Here is a 24,792-nt window from a genome sequence, read left to right as displayed (position 1 = left end):
AAAGGAGAAAAATCGATATTACGCAAAGGTTTGAAATTCTTATTGCGCAAAGGTTTTAAATTTTATTTTGACCAGATCGATAATACAAATCTAAGTAACAAGGTATTTCTTCTGCCTTCATTTTATTCTAACCTAATTATTAAAAGATGAAAAGAAAACTTAATTTATTACTCTTGATGCTTATTTTGAGCGTTACTGCTTATTCACAGCAGAAAGTAGTATCGGGTAAAGTAGTAGTCAAAGAATCCGGGGAGTCTCTACCAGGTGTTGCTGTTGTTGAGAAGGGTACTACCAATGGAACTTCTACGGACATAAATGGTAATTATACCATTTCGGTTAACGAAAATGCCATTTTACTTTATTCCTTTATTGGTTTTACGACTTTAGCACAGGAAGTTAAAGGGCTATCTGTAATCAATATTGATCTTGCTGAATCTTCAATCGGTTTGAATGAAGTAGTAGCAGTTGGTTACGGTGTTATGAAGAAAAAGCTGGTTACCGGTGCCAATCTCTCAATTGGTGCTGATGAAATGCAGGGGCAGAATAGCACTCAAGCTTTAGAGGCTATTCAGTCTTTTTCACCTGGTGTAAATATTACCCAATCTTCGGGGATGCCCGGTGAAGGCTTTAAAGTTAATATAAGGGGTTTGGGTACCGCTGGTAATTCCGCTCCTCTGTACGTTATTGATGGAGTGGCCGGGGGTGATATCAACAACCTCAACCCTGCCGATATTGAATCCATCGATGTGTTGAAAGATGCGGCTTCTGCAGCGATTTATGGTTCACGTGCAGCCAATGGTGTAATTATGGTAACAACTAAAGGTGGTCGAAAAGGACGTATAGTTGTAAGCTACGATGCGTTTTATGGTGTTCAGAATGTGGCTAAAATGCCTGATTTGCTGAATGCTAAGCAGTTTATGGAAATCTACAATGAAGAACGTGTGGTTTCTGGAAAAGAAGCTATTGATTTTGCTTCTGTAATTCCAGATTTATATTCGCAAATTAATAGTGGTCAATGGAATGGCACAAACTGGATGAAAGAAATTGAAAACAAAAATGCACCCATTCAAAATCATGCTATTAACATTTCTGGAGGCTCTGATCAGTCAGTTTTCGCCCTAGGCTTCTCTTATTCTTCGCAGGAAGGTATTTTAGGGGCACCGGTTGAACCCACGAATGAGAAATATACTGTTCGTATGAACAGTGATCATATTATCTATGAAAACGGAGATCTTGATGTTATTAAGGTCGGTCAAACTTTTAACTACAGTTTCCGTGAGAAATCTGGTGTAGCCATTGGCAATAAGTATTATAATGACATACATAACATGTTGACAGGAAACCCTTTGGTGCCTAGTCGTAATGCTGAAGGCAACTATTATGAAAGAGCAGATTTGCAGGCATCAGGGTTGGAAGCGATTTCTACCAGACTTTATAATCCTCAGGCTTTAATGGAATATAATAGAGGGATGAATGAAACGCAAAACTACAATATCAATAGCAATGCTTATCTTCAGGTTCAGCCAGTTCGCGATTTGATATTTAAAAGTAGTTTTGGATATCGAATGTCTGCCGATGCCTATCGCAACTACCAGCCTGCCTATAACCTAGCTGGAGATGCCGGTCTTTCTACAGGGAGTATTAATCAAAATGGTGGTAGCGGATACAGCTGGACACTAGAAAACACTGTAAATTATAAATTTGATTTGGATCAACATTCGTTTGACGTATTAGTGGGACAATCGGTTGAAAAATGGGGCTTTGGCTCACGTATGGACGTCACCAATGCCAATCCAACTTTTGAGGGATTTGATTATGCTTATCTTGACAATACGGACGGATTAACATCTGGTGTAACCAGTATTTCAGGCGGGCCGAATAACCAAGGATCTTTGGCCTCTTTCTTCGGAAGGGTGAACTATGACTTTAGCGAAAAGTACCTAATGAGTTTTGTGATGAGAGCCGATGCCTCCTCTAACTTTGCTTCAGGTAAGCAATGGGGTTACTTTCCATCGGTTTCTGCCGGATGGGTGATGACAGAAGAAAGTTTTTTGAAGGATAACAATATTTTAGATTTCCTTAAGTTGAGGGCCAGTTGGGGCCAGAATGGTAATGCTGATATTGATCCTTATCAATACCTAAGTTTGATTGGTTTTAATGTTGAAAACAATTACCGTTTTGGAAGTGACCGGAATAAGATGCAGTTGGGAGGCTTTCCTTCTGTTCTTCCAAACCCTGATGTGAGTTGGGAGACGTCTGAGCAGCTGAATCTTGGTGTGGATGCTTATATTATGAGTTCGAAACTGCAGTTAGCCTTTGATTACTATATCAAAACCACGAGGGACTGGCTAGTTCAGGCACCGATTGCGGATATTATGGGACCTAATCCTCCATTTGTAAATGCCGGAGATATTGAAAACAAAGGTTTTGAATTGGGGCTGCGCTGGAAGGATAATTTCGGTGATTTCAAATATGGTGCTCATTTTAACGTTTCTAGTAATAAAAATGAAGTTATCAAAATGGGTGATAATACTGGTTTCATAGAAAGTGACTATAATATTATTTCTCAGGGAACGGATCCTGTATACCGAGTAGAAGTTGGTCATCCAATTGGGTATTTTTACGGTTATAAAACCGCAGGGGTATTCCAGAACCAAACTCAGATTGATAACTGGACACATGGCTTTTTGCAGGATGCACCCGCACCTGGTGATTTAATTTTCTCAGATACTAATGGAGATGGAGATGTCTCACCAGAAGATAAGGTCATGATTGGTAATCCACATCCTGATGTGAGCATTGGATTTGGTCTTAATTTTGCCTACAAGGGTTTTGATTTTTCAGTAAGCGGTAAAGGTTCATTCGGACACCAGATTCTTAAATCTTATCGTTCATTTGGTGATAGGGAATTCGACAACTATACCACTGAAATATTAGGTCGTTGGACGGGTGAAGGTACTTCTAATAAAATTCCACGTATGACTGCCGGAAACAGCACCAATAGGTTGAATATTTCCGACCTTTATATTGAGGATGGTGACTTTGTTAAAATTCAAGATATAACTTTAGGGTATGATTTTAAAAAACTGTTTCCTAAAATGCCCTTTGGACAAGCCCGTTTCTATGTATGTGGACGTAACCTGATAACCTTTACCGATTATTCAGGTATGGATCCTGAAGTGGGGTATGGCAGCGAACAATCTTATGCGTCAGGTATTGACCTAGGTTTTTACCCAGCTCCACGTACTTACTTGATGGGAATTAATTTGAAATTCTAAAATCCTTAAATTTTGATAACTATGAAACGAATAGCATATATATATATAATACTTGCTGCTTTGCTGGTAAGTGGCTGTGAAGACTTTTTAAGCTTTGATCCGCTAACTCAGAAAACTTCGGCAAACTATCCTGCAAATGCGGAAGAAGCAAAGCAAATGATAGCGGGAATTTACACCACCATGAATAATGAGCATCAAGTCGCAGATGGAAGCTACCTTTTCGCTAATATAGTTGCCAGTGACGAGATTTTGGGCGGCGGTGGAGTAAACGACATAAAACCACAAGCTTTCGAAGCCTTTATGTATTCAGATTTGGATATGTTGGGACACAACTGGGAAACTACTTATGAGGGTATTCATCGAGCTAATTATGCAATCGAGAATTTGCCAGAAATGGATGAGGCTGTACTTACTGCTGCAATGAGAAATCAGTATTTGGGTGAAGCTTATTTTTTGAGAGCCTTCTTTTACCACCGTTTGGCTACACTTTATGGAAGTGTTCCGCTTAAAATAACCACTGAAGTTGTTGATTTGCCAGGCGCCTCTGCGGAGGAAATATTTGCACAAATTGCCTCGGATTTGAAGATGGCTATTGAAATTATGCCGGAAACCCCCTATACAGACATTGAACAGGGACACGCTACTCGTTGGGCAGCCCAGGCCATGATGGCTCGCGTTTGGTTGTTCTATACGGGTTTTTATCAGAATACTGATCTACCCTTGGTAGAAGGTGGCAGTGTGAGTAAGCAAAATGTTATTGACTACCTGACTGATTGTGTTGGACATAGTGGTCATAAGCTGGTCGGCGATTTTCATGAGCTTTGGCCTTACACAAACTCGCTGACCATTGGTGATTATGATTATATTCAAGATTATATGGCTGACACCGGTAAAAAACTAGTTTATGCCAGTGACAACGGAGCACGAAACCCAGAAACTATGTTTGCCCTTCAATTTAATAATTTTGCCAACTGGGATATCCGCAGGGGCTATTCTAATACTTATCAGTTGTACTTTGCCTTGCGTGGTTTACAATCAGTTGATAAAACCTTCCCCTTTGCAGGAGGATGGGGACAGGCAAACTCCATACCAAAGCAATGGGTTGACCAGTGGATGGTAGATGAGCCAAATGATCCACGTATTGGTGCTTCGGTTATGGATATTGCAGCAGAACTTCCCAATTATGCTGTAGGTCAATGGGATTTTGTGTTGGAAAGTAATTACTGGGGCAAGAAATATAATGGTATTTCTGCTAAAAACCCTGAAACCGGCGAGGCTGTGCATGATTACAGTGTATTAATGTATGGCAATCAGAACAACAATCAATTATCACATGGCGATGATTTGGTTTTTATCCGTTTCGCCGATGTGCTGCTTATGTTGTCTGAACTAACTGGGGATGCTCAGTATATGAACGAGGTGCGTGACCGTGCAGATTTGCCACCGGTGACTTATTCTCTTGAGAATCTTCAGAAAGAGCGTCGTCATGAGTTGGCCTTTGAAGGTCTGCGTTATAATGATATGCGTCGCTGGGGGGCTACCTATACTAAAGCGGCTTTGGAGACTCAGGTTGGAACACCGGTTCTAAACTTTGGCAAGCCTGCTGTTTTTAATGGTTTGAATCCTAAAGGCTACAGTGCTCGCTATGACGAAACCAAAGGTTTCTTCCCTATTCCTCAGTCTCAGATCGACCTATCCAAGGGGCTTTTGGAGCAGGTGGAAGGATACAGAAATGGTGAGGGTCTTTACTCAGGCTGGAGTAATTAGTGGTCAGAAATAATACTTTTAAAAGGGATTGTCTCATTAGGGACAATCTCTTATCCGGGTATGCCATGCACGGTAACAAAGTACGCTGTGCGGGGGGATAGTCGTCAAGTCCTAGCGATATGATCTTTAATGAAAAAGACATTTACTATAGTATGCTTAGATGGGGAATTGCAGCTACTGAATTAGCAGAAACAAGTTTTCAAGTAGGAAAAAATGAATTATGGCCAATACCAGATGCTGAAATTAGTTCTAATGCAAGTGTTGGTACTGAAGATTAAAATCCAGGATATTAATAAAAGTAGTTAATAATTGAGTTCTTTTTAAATTAATGGCGAGGTGTTAAAACTCGTCATTAGTTAAAAATAAATCTAAACATACTTTGTAATTATTTTTAATAGAAAATACATTATGAGAACAATAAAATTATAAGCTTATTGTGTTTGATCATTTCTTTTTGGTCTTGTTCAAACGATGATGATGTGGTTGTACAATTGGAGTAGCCGTCATGTTCTATTGACTGTTGATGAAGCTTCTTATGATTTTACTGCTGGTTATGATGACATTCCGTTAAAAGGCATGGGAGAGAGACATCCTATTTACTGGTATCAAGAATATGAAGGAGGAAGATCATTTTACACTGTTTTAGGTCATAAATCTGAATCATATAAAGATAAAAAAAATTGAATTCAGGGGTGCAATATATTGGATATTTAATAAATAGATTTTTAACAAACTTTTTGAACCTATTTATATTAACCAATGCAACATGTTTTTTATAAATATGCCTATTTAGTTTTATCAAAAAAATTCAACTTATGATATGTTTACTTCAAAATATTTATTCAAAAAAACAAAACAAACAATTAACACTACCTAACTACAAAAACATTTGTTTAAGAAAAAAATAAATAGGATATGATAAAATATATTATGGTAATTTCAATGGCTTTTTATTGTGCTGTTGGATATAGCCAAACTGGAACAAATGCAAAGTACGTTTTTCTTTTTATCGGTGATGGAATGGGTGTAAATCAAATTTATGCTACGGAGATGTATGTAGATGCAAAACCTGGTGAAATTAAAGTAGACCGGCTTTTAATGACTGATTTTCCGGTATCGTCTAATATGACAACTTATTCTGCTAATACTTTTGTTACAGGATCGGCAGCAGCAGGAACAGCAATGTCAACGGGTTTTAAAACCGACAATGGAATTTTAGGAAAATCACCCGATAAATCAATAGTTTATGAGAGCATATCGGTAAAACTAAAACGCGCTGGTTTTAAAGTAGGAATACTTTCTAGTGTAATGATCGATCATGCAACACCTGCATCGTTTTATGCTCATCAGGATTCGCGTAATATGTACTATGATATTAGTATGGAACTACCCACTTATGATATTGACTATTTTGGAGGTGGAGGTTTCCATTATCGTAAAGGAAAGAACGGTGATCAGCCTGATTCTTATGAAAATGCAATTAAATATGGGTATACCATTGCAGATTCACATGATGAATTTAATAAATTAAAGAATGGAGATGAAAAGGTAATTGCAATTAATCCAGAGAGATACCCATTAGGTGAATTCTATTGGGTAATTGATAAAAGAGAGGGTGCGCTTTCTCTTGCTGATTTTACACAAAAAGGTATTGAGATACTGGATAATGATAAAGGCTTTTTTATGATGATTGAAGGTGGTAAAATTGATTGGGCATGTCATGGTAACGATGGAGTCACCATGATTCATGAAGTACTTGCATTTAATGATGCTATTAAAGAAGCCTATGCGTTTTACCTAGAACACCCCGATGAAACATTAATTATAGTTACCGCTGATCATGAAACGGGATCAATGTATACTGGTATTAATTATGCTATGCATCCAGAATTGTTGCAATACCAAGTGATTTCTGTTCAGGAATTTAAACGTAAAATGAATGATATTAAGGAGAATAATGAAAATAATATGGTTTCATTTCTTCAGATTTTAGATACCATTCAATCTGATTTTGGTTTAGGGAATAGTGCAATTGGTTTGGGTCTAGATGATAACGAAAAAGCGTTATTAAAAAGAGCATATGGAAACCAGTTTGAAGGGGGAAACGAGGTCAATCCGGATGCAGATTATTTAGTTTCAGAAGAGATTAAATCAATAGGAGAAACAGCCGCTTATATACTGAATAAAAAAGCAGGAATAGGCTGGGGTTCAAACGATCATTCAGGGATGCCCGTCCCAGTTAGGGTACTAGGTGCCGGACAGGAAGAGTTTTCTCGTTTCTTTGATAATACCGATTTACCTAAAAAAATACAGAAAGTTATGGGTATGTAAGTGAATTTTTTTAGATGAAATTCTTTTAAAAACATACTCAATTAATATGAATGTTATGTATCCTTCTGAAGGTAGTTATAATTTTAGTGCTGCAGATGCAATTGTAGATTTTGCTGTTGCAAATGATATGAATGTACATGGACACGCCCTAATTTGGCAGAATTCAACTCCTGATTGGGTGAAGAATTTTGCAGGTACCGACCAGAAATTTGAAGATATGATAGAGGATTATATCACAAAAGTTGTAACTCGTTATAAGGGAAAAATAACTTCTTGGGATGTCGTAACTGAGGCATTTGAAGATGAAACAGGGAATTTAAGGAATTCAGTATATCGACAAAAAATGGGCGATGATTACATTGCTAAATGTTATCAGTTTGTTTATGCTGCCGATCCTGATGTTTTGATTATCTATAATGATTATAATATGATTACCAACCAAACAAAACAAAATGCTGTTTTCACAATGGTTGATGATTTTATTGCTCGAGATATACTAATTGATGGTGTTGGATTTCAAATGCTCATCTCTCATGATTATCCTGCTAAAGCTGATATTCAGACAGCTACAGATAGAATTATAGAACGAAACTTAAAAGTTCCCTTTTCAGAATTAGATGTGAGGGTAAACCCCAGTAAGGGTATAACTTCATCAACATCAGATAGATATATGTCACAAAAAGCCAAAGTAAAAGAAGTTTTTGAAGTGTATAATAGTATTCCGAGTGTAAATAAATATGCCTTAACAGTTTGGGGATTGAAAGATTCTGAATCATGGTTGATCGATTTTTATGGACAACAAGATTGGCCATTATTATTCGATGGAAATTGTAACAAAAAGGATGCTTACTTCGGATTTTTAGAAGGCTTGCAATAAAATTAAATTATTACTGACTACTATGACATTAAATAAATTATTACCGATATTTCTTTTACTTGGTTTGCTTTCGTGTTCGCAAAATCAGCAAAAGAATGTAGATACTAACTTTTCATTCGAGGAAAAAGCTGATTCTTTGGTTTCACAGATGACATTGGCCGAAAAAGTTTCTCAGATGAGTTACGAATCGCCTGCCATTGATAGACTAAATATTCCTGCCCAAAATTGGTGGAATGAATGTCTTCATGGAGTAGCACGTGCTGGAGTGGCAACAGTTTTTCCTCAAGCAATTGGAATGGCTGCCATGTGGGATCGTGAGCAAATGTTCGAGGTGGCAAATGCTATTTCTGATGAGGCTAGAGCAAAACATCACAAGTTTGTAGCAAAAGGGAAACGTGGAATTTATCAGGGATTAACTTTTTGGACACCCAATGTGAACATTTTTAGAGATCCACGATGGGGCAGAGGAATGGAAACTTATGGTGAAGATCCATATCTAACAGGTGAGCTTGGCGTTCAATTCATAAAAGGTTTACAGGGCGACGATGAAAATTATTATAAAGTAATTGCAACAGCAAAACATTTTGTTGTGCATAGTGGTCCAGAAGCAGAAAGACATAGTTTTAATGCAACGCCAAGTCAATACGACATGTTGAATACTTACAGTCCTCAGTTTAAAAAAGTGATTCAAGAAGGTGGTGTGTATTCGGTAATGTGTGCTTACAATAGTTATAATGGCTTACCATGTTGTGGAAACAAATCTTTAAGCAATCTTTTGCGAGAAAAATGGGGATTTAAAGGGTATATTGTTTCAGATTGTTGGGCTATTAATGATTTTTATATGCCAGAAGCACATGCAGTTACTTCTTCGCAACAGGAAGCTGCAGCCATGGCAGTTAAAGCTGGTACTGATCTAAATTGTGGCAATTCATACCCCTCTTTGGTTGAGGCAGTGAGAAATGGATTAATTACTGAGGCCGAATTGGAAGTTTCGGTGAAGAGATTATTGCTTGCTCGTTTAAAATTGGGTTTGTTTGCACCCAAAGGAGCCGTAAAATATGAGAAGATTTCTTACGATGTAGTCGATTCTGAAATGCATCGTCTATTGGCTTTGCAAACTGCTAGAAAGTCTATGGTGCTTCTAAAAAATGAAAATAAATTATTGCCGCTTGATAAGTCAATAAAGAAAGTAGCTGTAATCGGTTCTAATGCAAACGATTTGGAAGTGCTGTTGGGAAACTACAATGGTTATCCATCTGCACCTGTTACGCCTTTGGAAGGAATAAGAAAGAAGTTGCCTAATGCAGAAGTGAAGTATGCTGTAGGTTGTAAATTGGCCGAAGGATTGCCAATTTTTGAAGCCATTCCTTCTTCAGTTTTATTTACCGATAAAACTTGTACTAAAAATGGTTTATCTGCTGAATATTATAATAATAAAGAATTAAACGGTGAGCCTATTCATTCAAGAATCGATTCAAATGTTGATTTTGTTTGGGGAACGACACCACCTTTTGAAGATTTAGCTTACGATAAATTTTCAGCTCGTTGGACGGGTGAGATTAAGGTTCAAGAGTCAGGTGATTATGCATTGGGAGGCGAAGGATTTTTAGGAATTAAAATATTCTTTCAAGATTCATTATTGATTTCTAGAAGTGAAGTTCATCATCCTCATAAAGAATATGAATATGTGCATTTAGAAGCAAATAAGCCATATTCTATTAAATTGGAATACATTCAAGATAACACCGAACATGCCATGATGCGTTTGTTGTGGGAAAAACCAAATCAAAACTTGACTGAAGAGGCTATTGCAATTGCAAAAGAAGCTGAAGTTGTTATTTTTTGTATGGGAATTAGCCCTTTGCTCGAAGGCGAAGAAATGAAAGTTAAGGTAGAAGGTTTTGCTCATGGTGACCGTTTGGATATTAAATTGCCTAGAACACAAACTGCTTTAATGAAAGAAATTAAGAAGTTGGGTAAACCAATGGTTTTGGTTTTGTTAAACGGAAGTGCTTTGGCTATTAATTGGGAAAACGAAAATATACCTGCAATTGTTGAGGCGTGGTATCCTGGACAAGCAGGAGGAACCGCAATTGCCGATGTATTGTTTGGTGATTATAATCCAGCGGGTCGTTTGCCATTAACTTTTTACAAAAGTGTAGACGATATTCCAGCATTCAACAATTACGATATGAGAGGGAAAACCTATCGTTATTTTAAAGGAGATGCTTTATACGATTTCGGTTTTGGCTTGAGTTATTCTGATTTTACCTATTCAAATCTAAAAACAGCAGATCATATTTCTCCTGGCGATTGTGTTGAAATATCGGTAGATGTAACTAATAATAGTAAGATTGATGGTGAAGAGGTGATTCAGTGTTATGCAGCAAATCCACAAGCTGGAGGCGTAAATCCGATTAAATCACTAGTCGAATTTCAAAGAGTAATGCTAAAGGCTGGAGAAAGAAAAACCATTAATTTCAGTATCGATGCAGATCAATTAACTGTTGTTGATGATCAATTCAGAGAAGTTGTTTTGTCAGGAGAATTAGAGATTTCGATTGGGGGAGCACAACCTACTCCGAAACGAATTCAAGAAAGAAAAGTACTAACAAAAACCATACTTGTTGAAGGTTCTGCCTGTGTAATGGACAAATAAATAAAGATCTATTCCTGAGTATATAAACAATAGCATTCAAGCTTCATAAATTGAGTGTTTTAGCCAATTTTATGTCCTTTTTTTAAAGTGTAGTAAAGAGTTGTTAGCGATGATATAGAGAGTTTTGAATAGAAAAGTACAGTGACAAAATAGATTTATAAAAATACAATATGAGCGAGTCCACAAAAATTTCGATAAAAGAAAAGATTGGTTACAGTTTGGGAGACCTAGCTGCCAACCTAATTTTTCAAACCTTAATGACTTTTTTGGCATTCTTTTATACCGATGTGTATAAAATTCCGCCAGCGAAAGCCTCTGCTATCATATTTGCAGGGGGAATGATTGGTGCATTCTTTAACCCAATTATGGGGGTGATTGCCGATAGAACCAAAACAAGATGGGGGAAGTTCCGACCTTGGATTTTATGGACTGCCGTACCTTTTGGTGGATTGGCTATGCTAGCTTTTAGCACACCTGATTTTGGACCATCAGGTAAAGTTGTTTATGCTTTGGGAACCTACATTTTATTGGTCTTAGTTTATTCTGCTAGTAACTTACCTTATTCGGCTTTAAGTGGCGTAATTACAGGCGATATGAAAGAGAGGAATAGTATTTCATCTTATCGTTTTGTTGCAGTAATGATTGCCCAATTTATTGTACAGGCCTTGCTTTTACCATTGGTTTTAATTCTTGGCGATGGCGATAAAACAGTTGGTTTTGAAAATACAATTGGAATTTTTGCGGTAGTAGGAGTCGTATTTCTGCTAATCACTTTTTTAACTACCAAAGAGAGAATTAAGCCTAACGAAGATCAACATACAAGTGTTAAGCAAGACTTTGCCGATTTGTTTAAAAACAAACCTTGGATTGCCATGTTGGTTTTAACGGTTTTTATTTTCATTACGCTATCTCTAAAAGGTGGAATGTATGTTTACTATTTTGAAAATTATCTAGATGAGCAGGCATTAGGTACTTTTTTAAATGATATTGGCTTTAATAATTTTATTGATGGTTTAAATAACCTTTTAACCAATATGGGCTTAGTTGGTTTTCATTGGCCCGACGATATTTCTACTTCTGGTTTTAGTTTATTTAATGCTTCAGGTATTATATGTATGATTATTGGAATTGGATTCTCTAAGTTCTTCGCAGATCGATATGGTAAAAGAGATGCATTTGGAACCAGTTTATTTATATCTGCATTATGCTTGTTAGCCTTTTATTTTTATTCACCACAATCCATCGCATTGGTATTCATAACTCAAATGGTGCATGGTTTATTTTATGGCGTATCAACGCCACTACTTTGGGCAATGATTGCCGATGTTGCCGATTATTCGGAGTGGAAAAACAACCGACGAGCTACTGCAATTATCTTTTCAGCAATGATTTTTGGTTTAAAAGCCGGATTGAGTATTGGCGGAGCTTTGGTAGCTGGAATTTTGGCTATGTACGGCTATAACGAACAATTATTGACACAATCACCGGAAACAATAGGCGGAATAAAATTAGCGATGAGTGTCTTACCAACCCTTACCTTTTGTGTGAGTGTGGCCTGTCTTTTCTTTTACGATATCGATAAGAAAAAGGAGATACTTATTGAAAAAGAATTAACACTACGCAGACAAAATGCATAACCCTTTAAATAAACAAATTATGAAAATTAGAAGTTATACCAAAGGCCTCTTATTGATTGGTGCTACAGTCGCAATCATGAGTGCTTGTTCAGAAAATAAATGCGCATCCGAAGAGGGGATGAAAGATGCTCTTAAAGGATCTTACCTAATTGGAACGGCATTAAATACGCCTCAAATTTTGGGTGAAGATAGTTTATCGCTTCAAGTGGTAACAAAGCATTTTAATACTGTTGTTGCCGAAAATTGCATGAAAAGCGAGGTAATACAACCTGAAGAAGGAAAGTTTGATTTTACCTTATCGGATAAATTTGTTGAATTCGGCGAAAAGAACAATATGTTCGTCACTGGTCATACCTTAGTTTGGCATTCGCAAACTCCAGCTTGGTTCTTTGTCGATAGCTTAGGGAATGATGTTAGTCGCGACGTGATGATTGAGCGCTTGAGAACACACATTTCAACAGTAGTTGGTCGTTACAAAGGTCGTGTAAAAGGCTGGGATGTTGTGAACGAAACCATTATGGAAGATGGAACTTTCCGCGATAGTAAGTTGGTTCAGATTATTGGTGAAGATTTCGTAAAATTGGCTTTCCAATTTGCACATGATGCTGATCCAGAAGCCGAATTGTATTATAATGATTATTCCATGTCTATTCCTGCAAAACGCGATGGTGTTATTCGTATGGTAAAAAGCCTGCAGGAAGCTGGAGTTAGAATCGATGGAATTGGAATGCAGGCACATAGCTCAATTACCACTCCTGATATGAATGAGTTTGAAAAAAGTATCGTAGAATTTGCTAGTTTAGGCGTGAAGGTAATGATTACAGAATTGGATATTTCGGTATTGCCTTTCCCAGATTTGAATGTTGGAGCAGATGTTGCAAAGAGTTATGAGTTTAAACCAGAATTGAATCCATACCCAACGGAACTTCCTGATTCAATTTCTGTACAGTTAAATAATAGATATGTTGAGTTTTTTAAATTATTCAACAAACATCAGGATAAAATTGGTCGGGTTACTGTTTGGGGAGTTAACGATTCACAGACTTGGCGTAACTATTGGCCTGTAGCTGGAAGAACTGATTATCCTTTGCTTTTTGATAGAAATAACAAGGCAAAGGGCGCAGTTCAGGCAATCATTAATTTAAGAAAAGAATTATAGTATAATTTACTTAATCGAGATTATAAATTTGAGTTTGGATGCCAATTGCGTACTACATAGTTTGGCTGGCTTAAGTCGTGATTGGTTTTCCAAAAACTCTTTTTTTAAGAGAATATAAAATTATCAATATGAAAACACCAAAATACTTAGTAGACGATTTATATACTGCCGATCCAGCGGCTCATGTTTTTAATGGGAAATTGTATCTCTATCCATCTCACGATATCGAAACTGGAATGCCAGAGAATGATAATGGCGATCATTTTGCGATGAGAGATTATCATGTTTATTCTATGGAGGAGATCGATGGAAAAGTAACTGATCATGGTGTCATTCTGGATGTAGATGATGTGCCTTGGTCGGGAAGGCAAATGTGGGCTCCTGCAGCTGCATGTAAAGATGGAAAATACTATTTCTACTTTCCTTTAAAAGATAAAAATGACATTTTTAGAATTGGAGCCGCGGTAAGCAATGTTCCAGAAGGACCTTTTATTGCTGAAAAGCACCCAATTTTGGGCTCTTACAGTATCGATCCTGCCATGTTTGAGGACGAAGATGGCGAGCATTACATGTATTATGGTGGAATTTGGGGCGGACAATTGCAACGCTACCGCGATAACAAGGCCATTGAGGTAGGTGCAGAACCTGCTGATGAGGAGCCTGCTTTGTGCGCGAAAGTTGCTCGTATGGCTGACGACATGTTAGAATATGCCGAAGAACCCAAAGATGTTGTGATTTTAGATGAGGATGGAAAACCTCTTAAAGCAGGCGATCATGATCGTCGTTTCTTCGAGGCAGCAAAAATGCATAAGTACAACGGAAAATATTACTTCTCTTACTCTACTGGTAACACGCATTTATTGTGTTATGCCATTGGAGATAACCCATACGGACCATTTAAATATATGGGAGAGATTTTATCACCAGTAGTTGGCTGGACTACTCATCATTCCATATGTGAGTTTAAGGGTAAATGGTATCTTTTTTATCATGACTGTAAACCATCAGAAGGAAAAACTTGGTTACGAAGCGTGAAATTTGTTGAATTGGAATACAACGAAGATGGTACCATTAAACCACTAGATGGAATGGCTTAATGATCTTTATTTTTTCATAGATTAGTTAGTAAAGGTGTATTGGGGAGTTCTTCAATGCACCTTACCTATTTTAGAAGTTTGGTGCCACGAGAGAAATCTCTTGTTGTACCTAATAAAAATGAGATACAAGAACATGAAAAAGAAAATAATGGATAAATGGAAACAGGTCGTTGTTTGTCTGATTCTATTAACGATTCAATCTGTGAATGCGATTGCACAAAATTCGTATTCTATTTCGGAACAACAAGATCGTTTGTACCAGTATGCCGGAACTTGGGTGAGTTCTATAAATGCAGATACCGATAGCATAGCAAAACATCCAAATTTGAGAATGATTAATACCCCTAAGCTTGGGAAACAATCATTACAGGTAGAGGTGCAGCAATATCGAAATGGGAAATATTATCCGATACTTGTTGAATTAATTGGTTACGATCATAAAACAGACAAGATTTTTGCTGCTGGGCATAACGAAAGTGGAGAGTTTTTTACCGGTACAGGCGCATTTTCATCTGAAAATAAATGGTTTATGCAGGATTCAGATTTGAATGGAAAGAAAACCATGAGTGTTACATTCGATTTTCTGAATTGCACCGAAGTAATGGTTGAAGGTTTTGATAATGCCAATAAGAGCTTATGGAAAACTAGATATGTTAAAGCCAATTCAAAAGCGAAGAATATTGGCATTCAGTTGGTCTCAGTGCACGATGAAATGCAGAAAGATCCGATTGGTACTTTGAAACTTTTGGGAAGAATGGGATACGCTTTTGTAGAGACTTTTGTATACGATAATGGTTTGTTTTATGGCATGAGTCCGACTCTGTTTAAAGAAGAAGTAGAAAAGGCTGGAATGAAGTTCCTTGGGTCGATGACCTTTCATAACCTTCCCCTAAAAGGAAAGTGGAATGAGTCATTGAAATGGTGGGGAAAATGCATAAGTGATCATAAAAAAGCGGGAGTTGCATACCTATCCACTTCCAACAATCAAATTAAGGGAATAAAAACGATTGCTGATTTGCAAAATTTCTGCGATTATTACAATGCCATTGGCAAACTTTGTGCGGATAATGGGTTGCAATTCGTATTTCATAACCATGCTGATGAGTTTTTATTTGTAGATGGAGTTCGTGTTTACGATTATTTCCTGCAACATACAGATCCTGATCTAGTTTTCTTTCAAACAGATTTTTACTGGATGAATAGAGGAGGTGCAAATCCAGTAGATTACTTTAAGAAATATCCCAACCGATTTATAAGTTGGCATGTGAAAGATGATAAGGAATTAGGAGAAAGTGGGAAGATCAATTTTGACGAAATATTTGAATATCAAAATAAAATAGCACTTAAATATATTCTTGCAGAAGTGGAGGACTATAATTTTCCACCTTTGTATAGTGTGAGTTTAGCATGGGATTATATCAATACTTACTATCAAAACAAAAAATAAATGTTACGAAATCTAGTTAATATATCTACTCTGCTTTTTTTAGTTTTTGTGCTTTTTGCATGCACACCTAATGTAGATATTCAAAATAAAGTTCGATTTTATTCTTTTTCTTATCAGGGAAAAGATTCCTTTTACACGGATAATCAATTGGATTCAAATGAATTTTACAATCCTATTTTACCTGGTTTTTACCCCGATCCATCCATCTGTAAAAAGGGTGATGATTTTTATTTGGTGAATTCTAGTTTTTCATTTTTTCCTGGTATCCCCGTTTTTCATAGCACTAATTTGACAGATTGGGAGCAGTTGGGGCATGTGTTGGATCGACCTAGTCAACTGAATTTAGATTCTTTGGGTATTTCTCAGGGAGTTTTTGCTCCTGCAATTACCTATAATAAATTGAATGATACTTTTTATTTGATTGGCACAGTGGTTGGTGGAAAAAACAATTTTATTGTGAAAGCGAAAGATCCTGCTGGGGAATGGAGTGAGCCAATTTGGCTTCCTAAAATAGAGGGAATTGATCCTTCCCTGTTTATTGATGAGGATGGAAAGGCTTATATTGTTCACAACTCCGAACCCGATGGAGAGGCCCTTTACGATGGACACAGAGCCATTCGCATGTGGGAATACGATTTAGTTACCGATAAGGTAATTGGGGAAGGTAAAGTAATTGTAACTGGTGGTACCGATATCCTTAAAAAACCAATTTGGATTGAAGGACCGCACCTTTATAAAATAAAAGATTACTACTATTTAATGTGTGCCCAAGGCGGAACCGCTGAAGATCATTCCGAGGTTATTTTTAGAAGTAAAGAAGTGGAAGGACCCTACATTTCCTACGAAAACAATCCGATTTTATCGCAAAGACAGTTGAGTTCCGATAGAGAATATCCGGTTACTTGTACCGGTCATGCTGATATTATTCAAGATAAAAATGGCGATTGGTGGGGCGTGTTTTTAGGCTGTAGGCCTTACGGCGAAAATTATTTTAATACTGGACGAGAGACTTTTTTATTGCCTGTTAGTTGGAAAGATGGATGGCCGGTATTTTTAGAATCAGATAAAGCCGTTGGCCTGATACAAGAAAAAAACGGACTGCTTTCAACAATTGAGGAATCAGATCTTGTTCCCAATGGAAATTTTACAAAAACAGATTATTTCGATTCAGATACCCTTAGTTTGGAGTGGAATTTTATTCGTACACCACACACGAAATGGTATCGTATCAATCCCCAGGAAAAATTTTTAGAAATCGATTTGATCGAAATCAACATTTATGAAAAAGGGAATACTGCTTTTATTGGTCGACGACAGCAACATGCTAATTTTGAAGTAGAGGTTAAAATGGATTTTGAACCCCAAAAAGATAAGGAAGTAGCTGGTTTAGTATGTTTTCAGAACGAATCGCATCATTTTTTCTTTGGAAAAGTACAGGAAAAGGGCAAAACGTATCTTCATTTAGAAAAGGCTATTTCTGGAGGTGAAACTCCAGGAGAGTTGGTTATCAATCAATTGAAATTGATTGGTAATTCGAAAGTCTCACTTAAAATAGAAGGCAAAGGCAAATATTACAATTTTTACTATTCGCTTGATACTGAAAATTGGATATTATTTGCCGAAAATATTGATGCAAGTCTGCTGAGTACGAAAATCGCAGGCGGTTTTGTTGGAGCTTATATTGGAATGTATGCATCAGCTAATCATTAATTAAGAGCTTAGTCCGTCAGCATTTTTTTATCTTTACGGTGCTTTTAAAATCTTTATTCCGATGATTCGGCAGGGATTTAGGGACTCGGAATTTGTGCGGAGACGGATGTATAATTCGAATAAATATTTATCTTATTTACCTATTTCATTCAATAACTAATTATAAAAAAATGAAAAATCATTTATTACTATTCACTCTTACTCTTCTAGTTTTTTCTTCGTGTGAAAATACTGGAGATAAAACGATAGTCAGCATTAAAGCTGATGAATTTTATATTAATGGAAAACCGACTTTAGAAGGCAAGACTTGGCGAGATTATTCAATTCAAGGTTTGTTGCCCAATGTGAGAATGGTGCAAGGAATTTACGATGATTTAAATCCTGAAACTGTTGATAGATGGGCATATCCTGATACTAAAACTTGGGATGCCAATAGAAATACCAAAGAGTTTATAGAAGCAATGCCTTTGTGGAAGGAGAATGGTTTGTTAGCCTTCACCATTAATTTGCAAGGTGGGAGTCCCGAAGGCTATTCGGAAACGCAGCCTTGGCACAACTCGGCAATTTCTGAAAAAGGCGAATTGCGTTTGGATTATATGAATCGTTTAAAGCAAATATTGACCGAAGCCGATCGTTTGGGAATGGTTGCTATTGTTGGTGTATATTATTTTGGACAGGAGAGAAGAATGGAAAGCGAAGAGTCAATAAAAAATGGCCTTGTAAATACTGTTGATTGGATTTTAGAAAATAATTTTCAGAATGTATTGCTTGAGGTTTGTAACGAAAGTTCATTTCTATATTCTCACTCAATACTTCAAGAAGAGCGAGTGCATGAGTTGATTAATTTGGCAAAATCACGCCAAGTGCAAGGGAAAAGTTTGTTGGTAGGAACCAGTTTTCTGGGTAATCACATTCCAACAGATACGGTTGCTGCGGTTTCCGATTTTATTTTAATTCATGGCAATGGTATCAAGAAATGGCAAGGAATTGTGGAGCAAGTAAATAAAATCAAGGCTTTAAAATCGTACAAAGGACAACCCATTGTGTACAACGAAGATGATCATGAAGGTTTTGATCAGCCAAAGAATAATTTTGTTACTGCCACAAGTCAGAAAGTATCTTGGGGATATTTTGATTATCGCCGAAAAGGAGAGGCTTTTGAATGTGGATATCAGAATCCTCCTGTCGATTGGGGAATCAATTCACCACGTAAAAAAGCATTTTTTAAAATTTTAAGCGAGTGGAAATAAAATTTTGCCCGTCAGTGGTTGAAATCTCTGACAGGGCATTTTAATTTTTCAATTCAACACATCATTTTGAATTGAAAATATTACGGTGCTCTGCACTATTCTCCAAAGAAAGTGCTGTAAATTAAAGCAACAGAGTTGAGAAGTATTTGTAGAGTATTGAGAATGGAAATTTAAAAAGTGCAGCGCACCGTAGCAAAAAAATATTTTTGAAGAGAGATCATAAAAAAAACAATGTCACGGTGCTCTGCACCATTTTGTTAGGTTTATTGCAATAAATTAAAGCTACACACAGTACAGTGTCTGCAGTATAATAGATGTCAGATTAACAAAAGTTGCGGAGTATAAAACATAGGGATTATCAGAAGAACATTTACATTTAGGAAACAAGAAGTGCAGAGCACCAATATATTTGTTGAATTATAGTGAAACCTTGATTGAAAGGTGCAGCGCACCGTAATATGTATTGTATTATTTATTACTGATAACTGCTCACTGTTAATCGAAATATTTACTAGGTGTTTTCCCATACAACTTCTTAAAACAAGTACTAAAATATTTGGGGTCGTCAAATCCAGATAAAGTAGCTACTTCGTTAATGCTGTATTTCCCTTTTTGTAGTAATGTTACTGCGTGTTTTAAGCGAATTACTTTTACAAAATCGTTCGGTGTTTGACCAATTAAAGCTTTTAGCTTTTCGTAAAGTAAACTCTTGCTTACACCCATCTCTTGAGCAAAATTGTTAACCGCAAATTTTGGATTGTCCATTTGGTTTTCGACCAATTCAACCGCCTTTTCAATAAAGACTTTGTCTTGCGCGTTGGCGTAGGTTGTATCTTTTGTAATTGGCTCCACTGTATTTAGAAAGCGTTCTTTTGCACGCATCCGATTGCGAATCAGATTGTCGATTTTGGTTCGCAGAATCGTGATATCAAAAGGTTTGGTGATATAATCATCTACGCCGGCTTGCAAGCCTTTCATTATGTCTTCTTTTTCGTTTAAAGCCGATAGTAGGATGATTGGGATATGTGAAGTTTCAAAATTTTTCCTCACTTTATTACTCAATGTAATTCCGTCCATTTCAGGCATTTTTACATCAGAAATAAGAATTTCAGGTTTCACTTTTGTGATATCATCTAAAGCAACTTTTCCATTTTCGGCGATCGAAACATTATAGTATTCACTTAAACTGGTAAATAGATAATTTCTTAGTTCGTCGTTGTCTTCAGCGATTAGAATTTTCGATAGTTTTTGTGGCGCAGAATCTATTTTTTGAACCGAATCAGAATTAATATCCATGTGCTCAACTTTTATTTCTTTATGGGCTTTAGATTCTATGAAAGTAACTTCTTTCCCAAATTGAGCTTTCCCATGTTTCAATACAATTTTAAATTCAGAACCTTTGTCTTCTTCACTTTCGAATTGAATTTTCCCCTTGTGAAGAGCTACATAGTTTTTCACGAGCAACAATCCAATTCCACTTCCTGGTACCTTAGAATTAATTGCATTTTCGCCACGGTAAAATTGTTTAAATAAATTTTCTTGTGCTTTTTTCGAAATCCCAATGCCGGAATCTTTCACTACTATCGACCATGTTTTTTTATCTGCGAGAAGCGAAACATGTACCGTTCCATTATTTGGGGTATATTTTATGGCATTGGAAAATAAGTTTTCAATTACTTTATCCATTTTAGCCATATCGATATATTCTTCTAATTCTTTGACATTGGACGAGAAATCAAGAACAATACTTTTGCGTTCGGCTAAAGTTTTAAAGTTCAATACTTTTCGTTGAATTAAATCAACCATTTCAACCTTGCTGACAACCAATTGGCTTTTATCCAAGTCTGATTTTTGAAAATCGAGCAACTGACAAACCAAGGCATTTAGTTTGTCGAGATTATTTACCGACAAGTTCAAGTAATATTTTCCTTTTTCAGACAATCCATCTTCTCTTTTTAACTCGTTAAGAGGAGCACTAACAAGGGTTAGCGGTGTTCGAATATCGTGAGCTGTATTGGTGAAGAAATTAATTTTTTCTTCTGAATTTTTTTTCTTTATTTTAATTTGTAAGTAAACAAACACCCATCTAATAAGGCTTATTGCTAAAAGAATGTAGATTAATTTAGCCCAAATAGTATTGTAAAAAGGCGGAAGAACGGTGATTTCAATATTTCTATTATCTAAAATAGTATCCGTAGAATAATCCAAAGCTTTTAAATGGAGCGTATAATCACCAGAAGATAAGTTCGTATAATTGATTGATTTCGCGAAAGAAGGCTTACTCCAGTTTTCATCCAAACCATCCAATTTCCAAGTGTATTTTATTTCATCAGAATTAAAAAAACTGATGGAAGTATAAGCTATAGAAAAGGAATGTTGAAAGTGTTTGAGTTCTATCTTTTTTGTGTTGTTAATTGATTTTAGAAGAGGAGATCCTTTTTGGTTTGGATAAACTACTTTATTGAACAAGCCAAATTCCTCCAAATAAATAGTTGCCTTTTTATTTTTAGGCTGAATATCTGCCGGATTAAACTTAGTTACTCCATGATAAGATCCAAATAAAATATCGCCAGATTTGCTTTTAAAAAAGGCAGATTGTGTAAATGTTTTATCTGAAATTCCATCCTCGATAGAGAAGTTTTGAAAACTATTATCTATAGTATTAAATCGGGAAATTCCATTTTCGGTACTCAGCCACAAGAATTCGTCATCAGGAACAATGGCATAAATATGGTTTGAGGGAAGACCATTTTCAATAGTATAAGCTTTGGTTTCCTTTGTTGTGGTGTTGTAACAGAAAAATCCAGATCCTCGAGTTCCATAATAAATTGATTCTTTATGATCTGGATAGACGCAATAGGTGAAATATCTTCGGGAGATTAAATGTAGCAGGCCTGTAGTTTTATCGAACAGGTAAACCCCTGGAATACCACCAATACACAATTGATTTTTATCGATTTCTTGAATTGAATTGATGTTTAGTTCGTTGTATCGTAAGAAAGATTTCGATTTGAAATTGAATTGACAAAGGCTTCCATCTCGTCCTCCAATCCAAAGGTTTTTATCGGAATCTAAAGTTATTACGAAGATGTAATTCGTTCCAATTGATTTTTGGTCTGAAGGATTGTTCTGGTAATGATGGATTAGTTTAAAATCGGGACTGAACACATAAGCTCCTTTTGAATAGGAACCAGCCCAAATATTTCCATCGCTATCTTCACATAAGTCAAGGAATACGTTGGTTTCGTTACTCGAACTCTTATAAAAGTGTCGCCAATGTTGATTCCGTTTTTCTAAAACGCTTACACCATTGTTTGTCCCGAACCATAAATTTCCTTTTTTGTCTTCTATTACACTATTTACAATACTATTGCCAAGTGATTGATCGATGTTTGTTTGATGGTTTATAATCTTAAAATTAAGAGAGGAAGGGTCTAGTATGTTTACGCCTCCAGTGTAAGTGCCAATCCAAATACGATCCTGCTTGTCTTTATATATATCGTAAACGCCATTGCCGTTTAAAGAGAACTTAATGTCTTCATCTTCCTGAAAAACTTTTTTCACTTTGTAATTGCTTTGATCAATAATCCATACGCCCATTCCATCGGAACCAACCAGCATTTCGTTGTCGTTAAACAACTCAAATTTACGAATGGGAACAGTTGGAAAATCAGCATTAATGGCTTTTAAATCGATTAGCGATTTATCTTTCAAATTGTAGCAATAGACACCTTCCGAAAAGGTGCCAATCCAAATTGTGCTTGTTTTTGGGTTGTAGTATAAGGTGTTTATTCTTTGATTATCACCTAAATTGATTTCTAATTCTTTTAGATCTTGCTGTTTTGATTTATAGAGGTAGATCTTATCGAAAGAAGAAAATAGCATTCTGTCTTTATCGATTGAAATTACCGAAGTAATGAAAGTTTGTTTTAATGGATAGCTTGAGAATTGTTTTAATTGCTTGTTTTGAATATAGTAAAGGCCATTATCTGTACCCAACCATAATGTATTATTGGTGTCAAAACAAGCTGTGATAATCCATAGTGAAGAATGAAACTGATTGCGGTGAAAATTGAAAAATACTTCGAATTGGTCATTTTGGTAACTGAAACGGTAAATTTGTCCAACGTCGCTATAGGCCCAAAGTAAAGAATCTCTATCTAATTTTAGATAAAAGTTTTCTGGAGCATTACCTCGAGGAGTGGAAGGGAGTGTGTAGTTTTTTATTTTTTTACCATCGAAACGGTCCACGCCTGTTTTAGTCGATATCCAAATGAATTCCTTTTTGTCTTGTATAATGCTAACTGTTTGGCGACTACTTAATCCTTGTTCTACATTTAGGTGCCTAAACTGTTGAGCATCTACCGAGCTTATTCCTGTAATCAAGAATATATATATAAGTAAGGTTTTTATATTCTTATTTGTCATCACTTGGCTTATGTGGTTTCCTTTAATCTTACAAATAAAGAGAAAAATACTGTAATTTTAACTATTATTTATACTTTTGAGCATAACAGAACAGGACACTTGTATTAAATATCACTTATGAAGGCTTTCCAATTTACACCAGATAGTAATTCTCCAACACCTAAATTCCAGCAATTAATTCAAGCATTTCAGGATGCAATCAGTCAAAAAACATTCCAGCCTGGAGATGTGTTACCGTCAGTGAATGAGATGTGTAGGGAGTGTTCGTTGTCGAGAGATACTGTGTTTAAAGCTTATGCCGAACTTAAAAAGAGAAATGTAATAGAATCTGTCCCAAACAAGGGCTATTTTGTAGCAGGAGAGATTACCAGAGTTTTTTTGTTTCTCGATACATTTAAGGCTTACAAAGAAGTTCTATACGATAGTTTTAGAAAAAGTTTGCCTGATAATGTTGCAGTAGACTTACATTTTCATCATTATAATATTGATGTTTTTAAGAATCAAATACAAGAGAGTGTAGGAAAGTATAGTAAATATGTGATCATGAATTTTGATCATCCTGAAGTTGCTGAAATATTGAAACAAATTGATCCTAAAAAGGTATTAATTATTGACTGGAATATTAATGTGAATGATCAGCATTCACAGGTTTATCAGGATTTTGGTGAATCAGTTTATACTTCTCTTCAGTCTGGTTTAAAGGAGATTAAAAAATACAAGGAGTTTTGTATGATTTATCCAGATTACACTTTTCATCCATACGAAACGGTAGAATTTTTCCTTCGCTTTTGTAAGCAAAATAAGATAAAACATTCCATTTATACCGATACGGAATCTATTGAGGTTAAGAAGGGTTCTGCCTATTTTTCGGTGAGCGATCGAGCAATGGCTAAGATCTTGGATAAAGCAAGAGAACAAAACTTGGAGTTTGGTGTAGATGTAGGACTTGTTTCTTATAATGAGACACCAATGAAAAAGTATATAGATAAAGGCATAACGGTTATATCGACAGATTTTAATCTGATGGGTAAAAAGGTTGCTAATTTCGTAAACAACTCAAAAAGAGCTTCTTTTTGTGTTCCAACTCAGCTTATTTTAAGAAAATCACTTTAGTTTTTTGAAAGAATCTTTGTTCTTTTCAAAAACATTTAT

The 24,792-nt window shown here is 36.1% G+C and carries 15 protein-coding genes; 14 read left to right on the top strand and 1 reads right to left on the bottom strand.

Features of this window, described 5'->3' with window-relative positions:
* Positions 1 to 146 precede the first annotated feature (146 nt).
* The 13 genes from EMN46_RS01520 (at position 147) to EMN46_RS01460 (ending at position 19,212) form a co-directional block, all read left to right on the top strand.
* Positions 147 to 3,278 carry a TonB-dependent receptor gene (locus EMN46_RS01520; RefSeq protein ID WP_154198902.1) on the top strand — a complete coding sequence of 1,044 codons (3,132 nt, stop codon included), beginning with the start codon at positions 147 to 149 and terminating at the stop codon, positions 3,276 to 3,278.
* Between the two features lie 21 nt (positions 3,279 to 3,299).
* Complete coding sequence (locus EMN46_RS01515; RefSeq protein WP_154198901.1) at positions 3,300 to 5,045, top strand: RagB/SusD family nutrient uptake outer membrane protein; 1,746 nt, start codon at positions 3,300 to 3,302, stop codon at positions 5,043 to 5,045.
* A 119-nt stretch (positions 5,046 to 5,164) separates the two neighbouring features.
* Entirely contained in the window at positions 5,165 to 5,323 is a 159-nt protein-coding gene (locus tag EMN46_RS01510; protein ID WP_154198900.1) for a hypothetical protein, read from the top strand.
* A 193-nt stretch (positions 5,324 to 5,516) separates the two neighbouring features.
* Entirely contained in the window at positions 5,517 to 5,729 is a 213-nt protein-coding gene (locus EMN46_RS01505; RefSeq protein WP_229130234.1) for a ThuA domain-containing protein, read from the top strand.
* Positions 5,730 to 5,960: 231 nt separating this feature from the next.
* On the top strand, positions 5,961 to 7,376 hold the full coding sequence (locus EMN46_RS01500) for an alkaline phosphatase (RefSeq protein ID WP_154198899.1): 1,416 nt from the start codon (positions 5,961 to 5,963) through the stop codon (positions 7,374 to 7,376).
* A 46-nt stretch (positions 7,377 to 7,422) separates the two neighbouring features.
* Complete coding sequence (locus EMN46_RS01495; protein WP_154198898.1) at positions 7,423 to 8,253, top strand: endo-1,4-beta-xylanase; 831 nt, start codon at positions 7,423 to 7,425, stop codon at positions 8,251 to 8,253.
* Positions 8,254 to 8,275: 22 nt separating this feature from the next.
* Positions 8,276 to 10,912: a glycoside hydrolase family 3 C-terminal domain-containing protein gene (locus EMN46_RS01490; protein WP_154198897.1), complete on the top strand. Its 2,637-nt coding sequence runs from the start codon at positions 8,276 to 8,278 to the stop codon at positions 10,910 to 10,912.
* 170 nt (positions 10,913 to 11,082) lie between these two features.
* The gene (locus EMN46_RS01485; RefSeq protein WP_154198896.1) at positions 11,083 to 12,549 is read left to right on the top strand and encodes an MFS transporter; all 1,467 of its coding nucleotides are present in this window, start codon (positions 11,083 to 11,085) and stop codon (positions 12,547 to 12,549) included.
* Positions 12,550 to 12,568: 19 nt separating this feature from the next.
* Positions 12,569 to 13,708, top strand: coding sequence for an endo-1,4-beta-xylanase (locus EMN46_RS01480; protein ID WP_154198895.1), 1,140 nt, complete (start codon positions 12,569 to 12,571; stop codon positions 13,706 to 13,708).
* 128 nt (positions 13,709 to 13,836) lie between these two features.
* A complete protein-coding gene (locus tag EMN46_RS01475; RefSeq protein ID WP_154198894.1) occupies positions 13,837 to 14,805 on the top strand; it encodes a glycoside hydrolase family 43 protein in 969 nt (322 codons plus the stop codon).
* Positions 14,806 to 14,938: 133 nt separating this feature from the next.
* Positions 14,939 to 16,252, top strand: a complete 1,314-nt coding sequence (locus EMN46_RS01470) for a sugar phosphate isomerase/epimerase (protein WP_195715155.1) — start codon at positions 14,939 to 14,941, stop codon at positions 16,250 to 16,252.
* A complete protein-coding gene (locus tag EMN46_RS01465; RefSeq protein ID WP_154198892.1) occupies positions 16,253 to 17,962 on the top strand; it encodes a glycoside hydrolase family 43 protein in 1,710 nt (569 codons plus the stop codon).
* Positions 17,963 to 18,132: 170 nt separating this feature from the next.
* The gene (locus tag EMN46_RS01460) at positions 18,133 to 19,212 is read left to right on the top strand and encodes a hypothetical protein (RefSeq protein ID WP_154198891.1); all 1,080 of its coding nucleotides are present in this window, start codon (positions 18,133 to 18,135) and stop codon (positions 19,210 to 19,212) included.
* Positions 19,213 to 19,707: 495 nt separating this feature from the next.
* Here the strand turns inward: EMN46_RS01460 and EMN46_RS01455 are convergent, their stop codons facing one another.
* Entirely contained in the window at positions 19,708 to 23,640 is a 3,933-nt protein-coding gene (locus EMN46_RS01455; RefSeq protein WP_154198890.1) for a hybrid sensor histidine kinase/response regulator transcription factor, read from the bottom strand.
* Positions 23,641 to 23,757: 117 nt separating this feature from the next.
* Between EMN46_RS01455 and EMN46_RS01450 the strand changes: the two genes are divergently transcribed.
* Positions 23,758 to 24,753, top strand: a complete 996-nt coding sequence (locus tag EMN46_RS01450; protein WP_154198889.1) for a GntR family transcriptional regulator — start codon at positions 23,758 to 23,760, stop codon at positions 24,751 to 24,753.
* Positions 24,754 to 24,792: the final 39 nt, after the last annotated feature.

Origin of the sequence: Ancylomarina sp. 16SWW S1-10-2 (assembly GCF_009669305.1) — a bacterium.
In the GTDB taxonomy this organism is placed as follows: Bacteria; Bacteroidota; Bacteroidia; order Bacteroidales; family Marinifilaceae; genus Ancylomarina.
This window is presented reverse-complemented; position numbering and strand designations above follow the sequence as displayed.

What these genes read in the sequence shown, in the direction of transcription:
- EMN46_RS01460 (WP_154198891.1), top strand. Translation starts at nt 18,133, where the DNA reads ATGAAAAATCATTTATTACTATTCACTCTTACTCTTCTAGTTTTTTCT.
- EMN46_RS01515 (WP_154198901.1), top strand. Translation starts at nt 3,300, where the DNA reads ATGAAACGAATAGCATATATATATATAATACTTGCTGCTTTGCTGGTA.
- EMN46_RS01465 (WP_154198892.1), top strand. Translation starts at nt 16,253, where the DNA reads ATGTTACGAAATCTAGTTAATATATCTACTCTGCTTTTTTTAGTTTTT.
- EMN46_RS01480 (WP_154198895.1), top strand. Translation starts at nt 12,569, where the DNA reads ATGAAAATTAGAAGTTATACCAAAGGCCTCTTATTGATTGGTGCTACA.
- EMN46_RS01475 (WP_154198894.1), top strand. Translation starts at nt 13,837, where the DNA reads ATGAAAACACCAAAATACTTAGTAGACGATTTATATACTGCCGATCCA.
- EMN46_RS01455 (WP_154198890.1), bottom strand. Translation starts at nt 23,640, where the DNA reads ATGACAAATAAGAATATAAAAACCTTACTTATATATATATTCTTGATT.
- EMN46_RS01495 (WP_154198898.1), top strand. Translation starts at nt 7,423, where the DNA reads ATGAATGTTATGTATCCTTCTGAAGGTAGTTATAATTTTAGTGCTGCA.
- EMN46_RS01485 (WP_154198896.1), top strand. Translation starts at nt 11,083, where the DNA reads ATGAGCGAGTCCACAAAAATTTCGATAAAAGAAAAGATTGGTTACAGT.
- EMN46_RS01490 (WP_154198897.1), top strand. Translation starts at nt 8,276, where the DNA reads ATGACATTAAATAAATTATTACCGATATTTCTTTTACTTGGTTTGCTT.
- EMN46_RS01520 (WP_154198902.1), top strand. Translation starts at nt 147, where the DNA reads ATGAAAAGAAAACTTAATTTATTACTCTTGATGCTTATTTTGAGCGTT.
- EMN46_RS01505 (WP_229130234.1), top strand. Translation starts at nt 5,517, where the DNA reads ATGATGATGTGGTTGTACAATTGGAGTAGCCGTCATGTTCTATTGACT.
- EMN46_RS01470 (WP_195715155.1), top strand. Translation starts at nt 14,939, where the DNA reads ATGAAAAAGAAAATAATGGATAAATGGAAACAGGTCGTTGTTTGTCTG.
- EMN46_RS01500 (WP_154198899.1), top strand. Translation starts at nt 5,961, where the DNA reads ATGATAAAATATATTATGGTAATTTCAATGGCTTTTTATTGTGCTGTT.
- EMN46_RS01450 (WP_154198889.1), top strand. Translation starts at nt 23,758, where the DNA reads ATGAAGGCTTTCCAATTTACACCAGATAGTAATTCTCCAACACCTAAA.
- EMN46_RS01510 (WP_154198900.1), top strand. Translation starts at nt 5,165, where the DNA reads ATGATCTTTAATGAAAAAGACATTTACTATAGTATGCTTAGATGGGGA.